The organism is Flavobacterium tructae, assembly GCF_002217475.1.
Taxonomy (GTDB): domain Bacteria; phylum Bacteroidota; class Bacteroidia; order Flavobacteriales; family Flavobacteriaceae; genus Flavobacterium; species Flavobacterium tructae.
The window spans coordinates 48,968-63,539 of record NZ_MUHH01000046.1 but is presented as its reverse complement, the minus strand read 5'-3'; the positions used below and the strand labels follow the sequence as shown (position 1 = coordinate 63,539).

The window sequence follows — 14,572 nt, the reverse complement described above, 5'->3', positions numbered from 1 at the left end:
TTGTTGTTGTTGTTGTTGTTTGGAAATTAATGAGTTAAGTTGTAAATAACGGTTTTTGATATAAAAAAAACCGAAAAATGAATTTTTAAGAGTGATTAAGAGGTTTTTGGAATCACTTTAAAAAGTAAAAAGGACTTCATAATTGTTAATGTGTAAATGACTAAATTAATGGGTAATTGTTTATCAGGCCTGAAATACAGCGAGCTAAAAAACTACTAAATATTTTAGGACGCAAATTTATAAAAACAATTACGAATACAAACCCAGTTATTAAGAAAACATATTATTTAATTGTTAAGCGGTGTGGACATTTTGAGCGGGTATACATAATTTTCTTAAGTTTTGTACTTTTGTATATTCCACTTTTAGTACAAAATGATGAAATTGATAGAGATAAGATATTCGTTGTTGTATGATTTAGGTTTAATAAAAAAGAGTAAGAGATGAAACAGAATATTTACGATGATATTGATTTTTTTGAGAACTATGGTAAAATGGCGCGTTCGATTGATGGTTTGAATTCGGCAGGAGAGTGGCATGTTTTAAAAAATATGCTGCCTGATTTTCGAGGTAAAAATGTTCTTGATCTGGGCTGCGGTTATGGATGGCATTGTATTTATGCAAAAGAACAAGGAGCAGAGAATGTCATTGGAGTTGATTTGTCAAAAAAAATGATTGATAAAGCAAAGGAAAATTCAAAAGGATTATCAATAGAATATGATCAAAAGCCAATTGAAGATGTTGAATTTGAAAACGAGCAGTTTGATGTTATTTTTAGTTCACTTACCTTTCATTATATACAAGATTTAGAGGCTCTTTTCTCTAAAATAAATCAATATTTGAAGAGAGGAGGGAGCTTCGTTTTCTCTATGGAACATCCTGTTTTTACAGCAAAAGCGGAGCAGGATTGGTATAAAGATGAAAATGAAAACCGACTGCATTGGCCAGTTGACCATTACCAGAACGAAGGAGTGCGACAAACCAATTTCTTAGGTCATAAAGTAGTGAAATATCATCGAACTGTAGCAAGTGTTCTAAATGCTGTAGTTAATTCAGGTTTTAACATCACACAAATATCCGAGCCTAAGCCGTCAGAGGAAATCATTGAAAAATATCCGGAAATGACAGACGAATTAAGAAGACCAATTTTTATTATGATTGCTGCCGGTAAATCATAAATGAATGATTATGTATTAACGATAAAGAGCAACTTATGATTCAGACTTTTTTAAGTAGTAATTTCTAACAAGAACTTTAGAATTAAAAACTGAATTCGTATATTGTTCTGCTAAAATTAAATATGCCAGTCCTATACATTTTAGAATACCTGCTTTCAAACGTTTTTCAGTTCATTTTAATAGAAATTATTTAGACTATGAAAAAATCATTAGCGCTTTTCGTTGCATTCTTAGCTTTAACAGCGTGCTCCAAACATCAAAAGGAAAAAAACATTGCTATTACTGGAATAGATTCCACATTGCGGCCTGGAGATGACTTTTTTAAATATGTAAATGGTAAGTGGTATGATTCAGTATCAATACCAAAATCTCAAGCCGGAGTTGGTGTTTATATGTTTATGAATTATCCACAGCGAATGCGTCTGCAAGGCATATTAGACAGTATTTCGAAAAGCGAGAATTCAGCTGGAAGTATAGCGCAAAAAGTAGGAGATTTTTATGCATCTGGTATGGATACGGTAACCATTGACAAGCGTGGTTATACACCTATCAAACCCCTGCTTGCCAAAATTGAAGCCATTAGCGATTTACCGTCCCTAATGAACTTTGTAGGGAATGAAGTAAAAGTAGGTAGTTCGTCAATTATAGCTTTTGGAGTTGGACCCGATGAAAAAAACAGCAGTATGAACATTGCTCAACTCTATCAAACGGGTATTGGTTTACCGGATAGAGATTATTATTTCAAATCGGATGCACCAACTGTTGCTATACAAGAAGCGTACAAGAAATACCTTGTTACATTGTTTCAACAAACAGGCAGCAATGCTGATGAGGCTAAAAAGAATGCCGATTTGGTTTATGATATCGACAAACAACTCGCTGCTTCACATAAAACAAAAGTTGAACTTCGCGATGTGCAGGCCAATTACAATAAAACGGCAGTGGCAGATCTTGTAAAAAGACATCCCAACATAAACTGGACTACTTTTTTAAATAATTTAGGTGCTAAAACCGATTTCATTAATGTGGGCCAACCTGCCTATTATGATGCTCTTAATAAGCTTTTAAAAACCATTCCTATTAATAATTGGAAAATTTATCTGAAAGCCAATTCTATAGAAAGATATGCAGATGATTTAAGTAAACCTTTTGTGGATGCTTCTTTTGAGTATACTAAAGTACTTTCAGGTCAGGCGGTTCAAAAATCACGTGGCGAAAAAATGGCCAGTGTTTTGGATGCTTACTTAGGTGAAGCATTAGGGGAATTGTATGTGAAGAAATATTTTTCGGAAGATGCTAAAAAACGCATGCTAGTCCTCGTGAATAATTTGCAAAAAGCCTATGCCGTAAGAATTGATAAATTGGAATGGATGAGTCCGGTTACAAAACAAAAGGCGAAAGAAAAATTGGCAGCCATGACTAAGAAAATAGGCTATCCGGATAAATGGAGAGACTATAGCAAAGTACATATTGCCAGAGATGCTTATTTTGAGAATATGGTTTCGGCTTCTACAGCTGCCTATCAATTTCAATTGGCAAAATTGGGTAAGCCGGTTGATAGATCAGAATGGTATACTACAGTTCCAACCGTTACCGCATATAATAACCCTACTGCAAATGAAATTGTTTTTCCTGCAGGTATTTTACAAGCTCCTTATTTTGATAATAACGCAGATGATGCCCTTAATTATGGAGGTATCGGAATGGTGATTGGTCACGAAATAACCCATACTTTTGACGATCAGGGTGCTCAATATGACAAGGATGGTAACCTGAAAAACTGGTGGACCAAAGAGGATTACGCAGAGTTTAAGTCAAGAATACAACAGGTGATCAATTTGTACAGCACCTATACTGTTTTGGGTGATTTACACGTTAATGGCGCCATGACAGTTGGCGAAAATACGGCAGATATTGCAGGATTAGCAGTTGCCTATGATGCTTTTAAAATGACCGAACAAGGAAAAGGGAACACAAAAATAGACGGTTTTACTCCGGACCAACGTTTCTTTATTTCTTTAGCCAAAATATGGAGAGTAAAAATGAAAGACGAGTTCCTGCGTTTGTGGATCAACAATAACCCACATTCTCCACCAATTTGGCGTGTGAATGGTACTTTAATGAATACGACACCTTTTTACGAAGCATTCAATGTACAGCCTAAAGATAAAATGTTTTTACCGAAGAAGGATCGAATAACAATTTGGTAGTGCTTTTGTTTTCTGAAGTGTTCCTATAAAAAACTGCGCAAATGTTCTTGTGAACTTTGCGCAATTTTTTTTGGCTTTTTAGAGATTGTAAAATTTATAAAAGGCTCTTAATTTGTAATGAAAAAGATATATTTGAGAATAAATAATTGTGTGAAATTTATCATACATATTTGCCCAAATTTGGATGGTTTTGTTACTTAATATAATTAAACATAACGTTAAAAAAAACAAACGATTTGAATGATATAAGGCAAAAAAAAGACAAACTTAAAAATTTAAAAACTAAAGCAAATGTTATGGTTGATTCGAATGAATTAAATGATTATTCAAATAAAATCTATGAATATTTAAAAAAGAATGATAGAAAATTACTTGAAAATATATCATTGCAACCTTCTGATTTTGGAAAAAATCACATTTTTATAGAACTCATAACTAAAAACGAAAATAGTGTTTCAAATTTATTCTTAAGTTCCGAAGACAATCAATTAACCGTTGGATTTGACAACTATCATTGTCATTTTGATAGTTTTAGTGAACAAGATTTCGAAGAAGAAATGAAAATTGCATTGGAATATTTTTATAAGATATTAAATGAAGAACTTTTTGTTGTTTGCGCGGGTGGTGGAGCTACAACTTTATTAACAAATGAAGAAATCAACATTATTGAAAGCGGGAAGAAACTTGAAAGATTTGATTATGATTGTATTACATATTATGTGACTTCTTGGAGCGGCAATTACGATAGAGCCTTTAAAAATCCTAATTAGATAAACAATTGGCTTGATGAAATGTTGGTTTTGTGTTTAGGATATTTGGCAAATCCGAAGAATGGGCTTAATTTAATCCCAAATCCGCTGTAGTACCAGAATTTTAGGCGACAGTTGAGAGAAACGAACAGAAATTCATATGAATATAGAATTGGTAAAGACAAACCTTAAAAATAAGTGGAATATTAATCCGTATGATTTTTGGATTCCATTACAAGGAAAACTGACAGAAAATACGATCTATTTTGAAACAGATGCTTTTGAAAATAAAATCGGTTATGAAAAACTTAATCAAATTCTAAAAGAGATAAATAATGGTAATGTTTACTCATTTAATGAAGCTAGAGAGGAACATATTTATTCTGAAATATTGATAAAAGAATACAATTCACCCGACATCTTTTTTACAAATGAAAATGCAGATTGGGTAATTTATCAAACTCACGAAGAAACAATTTCGTTTGCAGGAAAAGAACTGATTGACAAAATTAAGTTGCATTGGAAAAATTGGGAAGACAATGTGAATCCTTGGGAAATTAATACCGAAAAATAAAACCGATCCCCTGCTGGCGCGAGCGTATCTCTCGTGAACACGGTGGAATATTGACAAAGAAGGTTTTAAGGATAGTTATATCAAAAAATAAAGCTCCTGAGAAATCTGGAGCTTTATTTTTGATATTTTTTAAAAATGATTATTTCTTAATTTAATATTTTCACATATGAATAAGAATTATTCCGGAATTATTTATTGATCAATTTCTCTAAAACCTTAATCTGCTCATCTTTTGCTTTCAAAAGTTCTAAATTTAACCTCTTAATTTCTTCCAAAGCTTCTAACCATTTTTCTATTGGATTTACATTAAAAGTTGGATAATAATTGTATCCGTTAGATTGATCATTAAAAGTATTGGATATAAAATTTATTGCTTGTTCTTCATCAAAATTCTGAAAAGCTTCCACAGGAATTCTTAATGAGTTTGAGATTTGTTTCAATAGGTTATCCTCAATAACATCTTTCTGCTCCAGCATTGAAATTTTCTTCTGGTTCCAGTCTTCTCCCAGATCATAAGCAAGTGCTTCCTGTTTGATACCAAGCATTTCTCTAAAACGTTTTACGTTTCTTCCCTGATGAATTTTCTGTTCCATAATGAATATTATTTTTCTGAAGGTTCAAAGATAAAGCTATCTGCACTAAAATGTCTTAATTTCAAAGATAAAAAAACATCTCATAGAAATGGCTTTTTTGTCAGATATTATATTCAAATTAGAAGGGAATATCAAGCTTATATCCTTTACCGCGTACAACAACAATTTTGATGTTCGGATCATTTCCCAGTTTTTTTCTAAGTTTTGATATAAACATATCCAGACTACGGCCCACAATAACGCCTTCATCTTCCCATATCTCTTTTTGCAGTCGGCTTCTCTCTATGGTCTTGTTGGGAGACAATGCAAAAATGAGCAATACACGGGTTTCCGTAACAGTCAGGTCTATTGTCTTTTCATTGATGATAAGCTTGCGATCGTTTGCATTGAACAATACTGAACCCAAAGTGAATGTAGTCCTGTGTTGACTTTCGGGTACATGTTTTTGTGGTTTAACTGATTTCAAAAAAATAAATCCAACAAATGCTAAAAATGAAAGTCCTCCAAGAAGATATCCGTTTTTTGCCGTAATAATGCCCGTTGGTTTAAACTTAATGTTAATCCTGTAACATGTTTTGGGCTGTTTTCTCCCAATACAAGCTACAATATCATCTTTCTTGTTTTTTGAGATAGCGTATCCGTAAGTTACGCTACCATTGTCACAATTAAGAACATTAACAATATAATTACTTGCGCCGGGAGCTTTGTCCAAAAAACGGCTGGTAATATTTAGCAGAGAATCTGGCTGAAAAGTAAAGTCATTCTCAAAATTGATTTGATATTCATTTTCGGCAATCTTTTTTACAGGAAGTACCCTTGATGTACTGTCACCCGACTGTAAAAGTAGTTCGTGTCCGATCCTGCGGAGTAAAACTTCTCTTCTCGAAATATCAAAATCATTATCATCTCCCATATCCAAAGCCACACAGATTACAGAGATAGACAAGAATACTATTAGTGTAAACAGGTATCTGCGTTTTCCATAAAGAAGTTTTTGGCTATTAAGCATATTGTCAATGTTTTATTTACAAAGTTTACATTTTTATTTACAATTTAAATCTATTAAACCGAAAAATGTCAAAGTAATTTTGCCGTATAAACTTTAAAGAGAGATATAAGTATGTTATTAATTAAACCGAAAAGAACATGAAAAAAATCATTTATGCGCTGATCTTATCGCTGGTTGCGGTAAGCGGACTGGTATTTGCGAATCGTGAAATCAAAACTGAAACCCCTAAAAAATTAACTCAAAAACCAATCTCTATTGCTGAGAGGAAAATTGCATTGAATAAATGGAAGGCTACGCCAGATGGTATTGTATTCAAAAAATGGGAAGAGTCTTCGGCAGGTAAAAAAGTGTATGCCAGTGAAGCAAAAATAAGGAAGTCCATTTATGATTATACCAAAATGGATGGAATTATAACCTCACTTTCTCTTCCACCGGACTCAAAATTAGGTTTCGGGATAATGGTAAGGATTAAAGGGGATGATTATATACTTAGTTTTGGGCCAGAAAACTTTAATGACGATGGATTTTGGCAATTACATGGTCTAAAAGTTAACGACAGAATAATTATAAAAAGCCATAGCGTATCGCATTCTCCCAAGTATTCCTACTCAATACTATCGGGTGATTATGTAGAACGAGATGGTAAGGTAATTTATAAACGTGTAATTCCTAAAGACGGTTGCTAGTAAATTAATTAGGAAATATATTCAAAATTTACGCTTTGTTGTGAGTGTCAATTTGAAAAATAAAAGCTTCAGAGAAATCTGAAGCTTTTGTCTTAGTGCTTAGGAGCATTCAAATAATTAGCCTGCTTATAAGTGATTTTTATAGAGTTGTTTGTATTTCTTTTGTAAGTCTGTCTAGTTCTTTTAATAAGGTAGGGAATCTAAATTCTCCCGCCATACTTTCGACTTTTGTAAATGCATCGTCCAAATCAATACCGATTGAAGTAATAAAAAGAGGTTTTTTACTATCGCCTCTAAACAAGCTTTTTTTGTCTTTATTTAGTGAGGCAAAGTTAGTTTTGGCAACACCAATTATTGGAATTTTCTCGTTTAGTTTTTCATATAGATATCCTCCTAAACCATATTTTTTATCATCATCCAGATAAATATACCCATCGACAATAATAGCGTCAATATTTTTCAGATCCATCTTTTGTAAAAGACTTAAGATACAAGGTAATTCTCTTCGATAAAATTCTCCTGGGATATAGTCTTCGATGTTATCAATTATTTCTGAATGTACTTTATAATCTTTGTCTTGATTCCATTGATTAAATTCAATACAAACGGTTTTAGCTTTTCCGTCAAAATAATAAGTGTCAAATGCTAAAAGCACAAAATTTTCTATCATAATTCTATTGGTTTTATTATATCCTCCGCTGGTGCGAATGTTTCGCTCGTGAACACAACTAAATGTTCACAAAGAAGGCTTTAAGTGTAGTTAAAATAAAAAAAGCTTCAGATTTCTCTGAAGCTTTTTTTTAGTAGCGGGAACAGGACTCGAACCTGTGACCTTCGGGTTATGAGCCCGACGAGCTGCCTACTGCTCTATCCCGCGATGTTTCGGGTGCAAAGATACACAGTAAATACGGTTATGCAAGCAAAAAATGAAAATATTTTTAAATATCTTGTTATTTAGTGTAAATTATTGGTTTGTAATTGGTTATGTTTCGTTTGTAAAAGTTTAAATTTTATATTTCAGTAATTCAGCATATGGATCTCCATTTAGACCTAATAAAAAAGCAAAAGCAGGCTCGGTTTTGTAACCCTTTTGTTTCAGTTTGATGATCTCAGATCGGAAAGTTTCACCTTTCGATTGCAGAATTTCATGTTCTATGAGCATGTGCAGATAGGCATTCTGTTGTTGAGTTGGAATGTTCTGCCCGAAAATTTCAAATTCAAAAGGGCCTATTCTAAAATTTGCAATAATCGATTCTCTGTTATCAATTACTGTTTCCCGAATGGTATAATTGTCTTTGTCTCCGAAAGTGACATGGAGTTTCGTGATAAATTCAGTTTTGTTTTTCCAGTAACAAATAATGTCCAGATCACTATTTTCAATATCGATCGCAATGGGGATGGTGCCTGCTAAAATAGGTTCGAATTCGGCAATATCAGACAAAATATGATGCTGAGTCAGGATTTCATAAGCCTGAATTTGTCTGTTATTTCCATTTTTTAGATAATCAATAGTGGTAAAATCGATCATTTACTATAGTTCTTTTCTTCTTTAATTTCATCTTTGAGTCTTTTGTTGATGTCGATTTTGGCATTGATAAAAACAAAAATGGTAGCTCCGTATTCTCTTGCATATTTGTTGGTGATCTCACCTGCAATACGGGAAGATTGAAAGAAAGGACTGGTTTCCTCAAGTTCAGCAGTTCTTTCCCAAGAGTTTTTAACTCTGATGACATTTTTGTAGGGTACATCAAGAACAAACCAATTGAGATAATCGGCATTAAAGGACACCGCTTTGATTCCTTTTTTAGAGTAATAGTTTATGGCTCCGGCTTGTCCGTAATTATCACAGAGTACCAGAGTTGTTTTAGGATTTGGAATTAGGGCATAAACAGAATCTGTTTTTCGGGCGAGTTCTTTCCAGCCCAGCATATCGGCAAAATCCTGTGGCAGTTCGTGGTCTTTTCCATCTTCCCAACGCAGCATTCCCAGTTTTTTATAGGCCTCCGGATTTTTTACGATGTATTCCGGACTTTTATTAGGAAAGGCTAAGTTGTACATGGGAATAAAAAACAATAATGGAAGGATGATGAAAATAGGTTTTAGATAACGTTTCCACCCTGTTTGCAGTACCTGAGAAAGAAAAACAGCTCCAAAAGCAATATAGACAGGGTACAAACCGATGGCATAATAAGCTTTGGCTTTGAAATACAGAAACACTGCCAGTGTAAAAACCATCGAAGCAAAAAAGAATCTGTATTTTTCGAATGGTTTGTAAAACAACAATGCATATAAAGCGGAAAGAATAACAAAGAGCGAACCGATAAAAAATAACAATTGCTTTTTTAAAAATTCCATTCGATCTACATTAACGAGCTGCGTTTCGGCCAATTCTTTCATGTGATGTACAATTGGGAAATGATTGTTGTATTGCCATAAAATATTTGGTAAAATCAGAACTAGCCCTAAAAGGAGACCCCAATAGAGTTTTTTTTCTGTAAATATCTTCCTTTGACTGGATAGGAGAAGAGAAGGCAGGAGCCCAATGATTAGAAAAAGAATGTTGTATTTGTTCAGAAAACCAAAAGCAAAGACAACAGCGCCAATGTAAAACCATTTTTTATTTTCGGTGGTCATGTACTGAACAATCACATAATAAAAAGAAGTCCAGCATAAGATGTCCAACGAGTTGGGCTGGTACAAGATATTGATTCGTAACAAGGTCGAAAATAAGATGCAGGTTGCACCTAAAATTAGGGCGTATAAGTTTCCTTTTAAAGCTTCAATCGTTTTCCAAACCATCAAGAGCGTTAAGACTCCAAAAAGGGCTGGGAAAAACTTTACCCAGAAAACGGAATTTCCAAGTAAAAGTATAAGGTAAGAAATCCATGAAGTAACCGGAGGGACCGATAAATATCCCCATGCCAAATGATGCGCCTGATCCAGATGCAGGTATTCGTCGCGCTGTAAATCATATTCGGGGCTTATTAAAAGGTATTGCAGTATAAATTTTAAAGCGATAAAACCGAGTAGAATGGCAGTTTTTTTGGTCATGGTGGTTTTTGGTTTTGGAGCAGTCGTGTTCTGTAATAGTTTAAAATTAAAGCTAATATAAGCTTATTTTGGGTTTTGTGGTAAGATTTGTTCTATTAGAATTCTTCTAAAATAGAACATAATTAACCGATAATAGGTTAAGATTATGCTTACAAATTGATTAGCTTGCATCAATCAATTATTTATAAACTAAAATGCTATTAATTATGGAACTGGAAAGTTTGAAATTAGACAAGTTTAAAGACAGAGCTTTAAAAAGAGAACAATTGTTTGTATTAAATGGTGATGGCGTTAAAAGCCCTGCAGGAACTATTTGTGACTGGCATGGAGGTAAGCTACAAAAATTCGATTATGGTTATGATAGTGAGAGAGGGGGACGTCTTACGTTTCATGACAGATGTAATGTGCGTCCATGTGATCCTGTTCTTACAAAGACCGGAGAGGATTTTGATGTATTACCATGATTTTTTTTCAGCAAAATGAATTCTGTATCTGAATGAGCCTGAATCTTCAAAGTACAGTTCAGGCTCATTTTGACACGTGCAAAATGGTTTAATTTAGTAAAATATTATTTTGAGAAAAGTAGTTTTAACACCCTTAATTATTCTAATAAATATTGTTTTTATCAATGTGGCGTTGGGACAAAACCAGATAAAATATAAAACGTATAATCAAGGCAATTTTGAAAAAAATAAAGTATTTGAGGAAGTCTATAATTTATGTAATTATAAAGATTATAGATGTTTTTCAAGCGTAAAAGATACTTTGACTTATTTTGTAGATGACCGAAATTATAAAGGGATTATCAATTATGGAGTAACCTTTCGCAGCAAGAATTATAGAAATTTTAATTTTGTAGAACATTTATCCATGTGTTTTTTAAAGGTGGAGGTGACGAAGTGTGATTATAATCCAAAAGATAATGTATTAAGTATTGAAGGTTTTGTCAGTGGGAATGACGATTGGGGTTGGAATGTACTCCTAAAAGGTAAAAAAGAAAAAAAGTATGTCGATATATTTCTTGGAGAAAAAACAGATACGATAAATACTCGTTATTTGGGAAAACTGGTTAATAAGGACTCTATAGAAGTAAAACTGAATAACAAAGAAACAAATGAATTTACAGTTCTGGACAAGTTTCCTGCTTTTTATTTTAAAAAATATTCACATTATCGAACGATTCTCGGAAACAGATTTCCTTTTAAAATAAGTGGGAAAGTTACATCCAAGACACTGCTCGTTTTTGGTTCAGGTGAAACTTATTCTGAGATTTTTGACTTGGGAGCTATGATTTTTGATCTGAAAAAGAATGATCTGAAAAAGAATGATCGGAGAAAAATATTAAAAAAAGAAGAATTGGATTGCAGACCTTTAATTCATGCTAATAAATTGATAGCTGACATTGAGAGGGAAAAAGTCCAAAAGCAAGAAATTAACTATTATACTTATACGCAGAATGCGGAGAATTTTATTTTGGCTAGGCAGTATGGTAGAGCTAAAGAACAGTACAATTTGCTCGCTCAAAAATATCCCGTACTATTTGCGAGAGATATTCATAATGCTATTCGTTGTGCCATACTATCAAGAGATTATAAAAATGCCTTTTGGTGGGGTGAAAAACTGGCTTTGAAAGGTATTGAGTTTCCGTATTTTAATTCTAAAATTTTTGCTGTTATGAGGAAAAATCCGGAATGGAAAAGTTTTAGTGTCAAATACGATTCCGTTTCTAAAAATACACAGCATAAATGGAACTTAAATCTAAAAAAGGAATTAACAAATTTACTTAACGAGGATCAGGCGGAGTATGGCTTGGAGAACCGAAAAAGTGCAAGAATATTGCATGAAACCACTGAAAGGGTTACCGGTAAGTTGATCGATTTATTAAAAAAAGAGGGCTACCCTTCCGAAGAAAAGATTGGCAGTCTTGTAGTAAGGGATACTGTTTTAGTCCCTTTTCCTTCTTTTAATGTTTTGATTATACATGCTTTACAACAAAAACCGGATAATCTTTCCATCTTAAATGAACTCCTTGATAAAAGCAGTAATGCTCTTGAATATGATGTTAAGAGACGTGTTAAGAATATGCTTGGAGAGGGTTCTTGCCTTCGTATCTACAAAGGCAATCTTTATAATTCGAAATCATGTGGAGGTAATGAGTTGGAAATTAGGAAAATAAGTTTCATGTTTAGTAACCCAAAGGGTTTTATCATGGATTATGGAAATTTTGTAATTGAAGCACACGATTCCAAATATCCAGAGGAAGTAGATGATTATTACAAACAGAATTACAATTTAATCATGAAACTTACGGATGACTGGGAGTTCTACGAAAAATAGTTTTTTCATGATTTTAATATACAGTAAAGATGTAGATGACTTTGTAAACAATGTGGTGGACTGTTTAGATCAGGATTTTGTAAGAATAGGAGAATCTGATAAAGCTGTAATTGAGAGCATGAATTTTAGTAATGAAAAAAGTTCTTATACTTTAAAAACGTCTTATTTAGAAAATATAGAATTAGAAGAGGTTCAAAGTATCTGGTTTAATGGTGGGGGCATTAATTCAGGGGAGAGCAACTACGAAAATAAATGTTATGAAGTTCTCAATGATGCTTTTGTGTTACAAAAGCCGGTGAGAAAAATTGGAAAAAGAATAGCTGATTTTGAAACCAATCGCCTTGATATGATGCTCGAAGCAAAAGCACAAGGGCTCAAAATCCCGCATACGTTAATTAGCGGGAGCAAAGAAAAACTAAAAGATTTTTATGCTGTATTTGATACTAAAAATGGTATAATTTCAAAAAGAATCCTGGATATACTTTATTATCAGGACGAAGAGTTTTTGTATAATTTTAATGTAACTTTTCAAATAACAGCTGAAATTCTGGACAAAACGCCTGATGAATTTGCGATCTCATTTTTTCAGGAAAGGATTATAGCCGATTTCGAAATTCGAGTTATTTACATAGATGGTAACTTTTATTCTACCGCAATTCACAATTTTGACCATGCCATAGACATCAGAACTAAATTTGTAGAAATGCATAATATTAGAATGGTTCCATTTAAATTGCCTGCCGACACTGAAGAAAAACTTGCAAAGGTTTTTGAAAAATTTAATCTAAATTATGGTTCGGCAGATCTGATGTATTGTAAAGACGAATACTACTTTCTTGAAATAAACCCAACAGGCCAGATAAGTTTTATCAATAATGCCTGTAACTATTACTTAGAGAACAAACTAGCAGATATTTTGAAGAATGAAAAATAAAAAGCCTATCAATATTTTTAACGGTTTAAAAACGAAAGTGGAGAGAGAAACTCAACCTCAAACGGAGCCTAAAAACAATCTGATTACTATTCAGGCTTACCAAAACTCCAAAAATATCTCTAAACCTTTCGTCAAACCTATCTCTAAAATAATCTAATTTGAAACCCACTAATTTTGTTCTTTTTGCAGATTGTATTCCTGTTAAAGGAAGTAGCAGAAGCATTATTTGTGACACTAAGAATAACATTTTTTATTTTATTCCAAATGGTTTATATGATATTTTGGAAGTCTATAATGGTAAAACGATTGAAGAGATAAAAAACGATTTTAAACATCAATATGATGAAATAATTGACGACTATTTTGATTTTTTGATTGCTAACAAACTTATCTTTTTTAGCTCAAATCCGGACTTATTTCCTAAAATGAGTACCCATTGGGATTCTCCTTCTCTTATAACCAATATCATTATAGATTATGATGACATTATTCATGACTTTAATACTCTGGTTCCTCAATTTGAAACCTTAAAATGTTCTTATATTCAGCTGCGATTTTATAAACATGTGAGTCTTGCCTGTATAAAAAGTATCGTTGAAACCTTAAGGAAGGAAAAATCCCGAATTGTTTCAATTGACTTTATAGTACCCTATAGTGAAAGTTTTGATTTCGATGAAGTAAACAGAATACTTTTAGATAATAGAAGAATACATTCTATTATCATTTTTAATTCACCATATGACAAAAGTTACAATTCCCTGAATCAAAAAATGGGTTATTTAACGCTGGTAAAAAGAAATGTAATGAATGAAAAACATTGCGGAATAATAAATAACGAATATTTCTATTCAAACATTAAACTTTTTAGCGAATCACAGCACTATAACACCTGCTTAAACAAAAAACTCTCTATCGATAAAGAGGGTAATATAAAAAATTGTCCCTCAATGTCATTAAACTTTGGTAGTATAAAAGACACAACGTTAGAGAAAGCATTGCATCACAAAAACTTTAAAAAATACTGGAATATTACCAAAGACCAAATAGCGGTTTGCAAAGATTGTGAGTTTAGACATATTTGTACAGATTGTCGTGCCTATATCGAAGAGCCTGATGATATGTACTCAAAACCTTTAAAGTGCGGTTATGATCCTTACAACAATAAATGGTCGGAGTGGAGTACTAATCCTTTAAAACAAAAAGGTATTGAATTTTATGGTATGAAAGTATAGTCTGTTAAGCGGAATATTT

Annotated in this window: 15 protein-coding genes and 1 tRNA gene; 10 read left to right on the top strand and 6 right to left on the bottom strand. The window is 32.8% G+C overall.

Annotated elements, in window-relative coordinates:
* Window positions 1-443: 443 nt before the first annotated feature.
* The 4 genes from B0A80_RS18500 (at window position 444) to B0A80_RS18485 (ending at window position 4,711) form a co-directional block, all read left to right on the top strand.
* Window positions 444-1,178 carry a class I SAM-dependent methyltransferase gene (locus B0A80_RS18500; RefSeq protein WP_089078263.1) on the top strand — a complete coding sequence of 245 codons (735 nt, stop codon included), beginning with the start codon at window positions 444-446 and terminating at the stop codon, window positions 1,176-1,178.
* A gap of 197 nt (window positions 1,179-1,375) precedes the next feature.
* Window positions 1,376-3,388 carry a M13 family metallopeptidase gene (locus B0A80_RS18495; RefSeq protein WP_089078262.1) on the top strand — a complete coding sequence of 671 codons (2,013 nt, stop codon included), beginning with the start codon at window positions 1,376-1,378 and terminating at the stop codon, window positions 3,386-3,388.
* A 236-nt stretch (window positions 3,389-3,624) separates the two neighbouring features.
* On the top strand, window positions 3,625-4,158 hold the full coding sequence (locus B0A80_RS18490) for a hypothetical protein (protein WP_089078261.1): 534 nt from the start codon (window positions 3,625-3,627) through the stop codon (window positions 4,156-4,158).
* 139 nt (window positions 4,159-4,297) lie between these two features.
* Entirely contained in the window at window positions 4,298-4,711 is a 414-nt protein-coding gene (locus B0A80_RS18485; RefSeq protein ID WP_089078260.1) for a hypothetical protein, read from the top strand.
* Window positions 4,712-4,899: 188 nt separating this feature from the next.
* Here the strand turns inward: B0A80_RS18485 and B0A80_RS18480 are convergent, their stop codons facing one another.
* Window positions 4,900-5,304 carry a helix-turn-helix domain-containing protein gene (locus tag B0A80_RS18480; RefSeq protein WP_070908752.1) on the bottom strand — a complete coding sequence of 135 codons (405 nt, stop codon included), beginning with the start codon at window positions 5,302-5,304 and terminating at the stop codon, window positions 4,900-4,902.
* Window positions 5,305-5,422: 118 nt separating this feature from the next.
* On the bottom strand, window positions 5,423-6,313 hold the full coding sequence (locus tag B0A80_RS18475; protein WP_089078259.1) for a winged helix-turn-helix domain-containing protein: 891 nt from the start codon (window positions 6,311-6,313) through the stop codon (window positions 5,423-5,425).
* A gap of 137 nt (window positions 6,314-6,450) precedes the next feature.
* Between B0A80_RS18475 and B0A80_RS18470 the strand changes: the two genes are divergently transcribed.
* Entirely contained in the window at window positions 6,451-6,999 is a 549-nt protein-coding gene (locus tag B0A80_RS18470; RefSeq protein WP_089078258.1) for a hypothetical protein, read from the top strand.
* Window positions 7,000-7,138: 139 nt separating this feature from the next.
* Here B0A80_RS18470 and B0A80_RS18465 read toward each other — a convergent pair whose 3' ends face one another.
* From B0A80_RS18465 to B0A80_RS18450, 4 genes are all read right to left on the bottom strand, one after another.
* Complete coding sequence (locus B0A80_RS18465; RefSeq protein ID WP_089078257.1) at window positions 7,139-7,669, bottom strand: endonuclease V; 531 nt, start codon at window positions 7,667-7,669, stop codon at window positions 7,139-7,141.
* Window positions 7,670-7,803: 134 nt separating this feature from the next.
* Window positions 7,804-7,876: transfer RNA gene (locus B0A80_RS18460), tRNA-Met, on the bottom strand.
* A 126-nt stretch (window positions 7,877-8,002) separates the two neighbouring features.
* Complete coding sequence (locus B0A80_RS18455; protein WP_089078256.1) at window positions 8,003-8,527, bottom strand: DUF4269 domain-containing protein; 525 nt, start codon at window positions 8,525-8,527, stop codon at window positions 8,003-8,005.
* Entirely contained in the window at window positions 8,524-10,050 is a 1,527-nt protein-coding gene (locus B0A80_RS18450; RefSeq protein ID WP_089078255.1) for an ArnT family glycosyltransferase, read from the bottom strand. Before B0A80_RS18450 ends, B0A80_RS18455 begins: the two co-directional genes overlap by 4 nt.
* Window positions 10,051-10,256: 206 nt before the next feature.
* Here B0A80_RS18450 and B0A80_RS18445 point away from each other — a divergent pair, with 206 nt between their 5' ends.
* From B0A80_RS18445 to gwsS, 5 genes are all read left to right on the top strand, one after another.
* Window positions 10,257-10,514 carry a hypothetical protein gene (locus tag B0A80_RS18445; RefSeq protein ID WP_083342621.1) on the top strand — a complete coding sequence of 86 codons (258 nt, stop codon included), beginning with the start codon at window positions 10,257-10,259 and terminating at the stop codon, window positions 10,512-10,514.
* A gap of 109 nt (window positions 10,515-10,623) precedes the next feature.
* Window positions 10,624-12,387: a hypothetical protein gene (locus B0A80_RS18440; RefSeq protein ID WP_233430779.1), complete on the top strand. Its 1,764-nt coding sequence runs from the start codon at window positions 10,624-10,626 to the stop codon at window positions 12,385-12,387.
* 7 nt (window positions 12,388-12,394) lie between these two features.
* Window positions 12,395-13,321, top strand: a complete 927-nt coding sequence (locus B0A80_RS18435; RefSeq protein ID WP_089078254.1) for an ATP-grasp domain-containing protein — start codon at window positions 12,395-12,397, stop codon at window positions 13,319-13,321.
* Window positions 13,311-13,478, top strand: a complete 168-nt coding sequence (locus B0A80_RS20860) for a hypothetical protein (RefSeq protein WP_165769283.1) — start codon at window positions 13,311-13,313, stop codon at window positions 13,476-13,478. The genes B0A80_RS18435 and B0A80_RS20860 overlap by 11 nt, the downstream gene beginning before the upstream one ends.
* Window position 13,479: 1 nt before the next feature.
* A complete protein-coding gene (gwsS, locus tag B0A80_RS18430) occupies window positions 13,480-14,553 on the top strand; it encodes a grasp-with-spasm system SPASM domain peptide maturase (protein ID WP_089078253.1) in 1,074 nt (357 codons plus the stop codon).
* The last annotated feature ends 19 nt before the right edge of the window (window positions 14,554-14,572 follow it).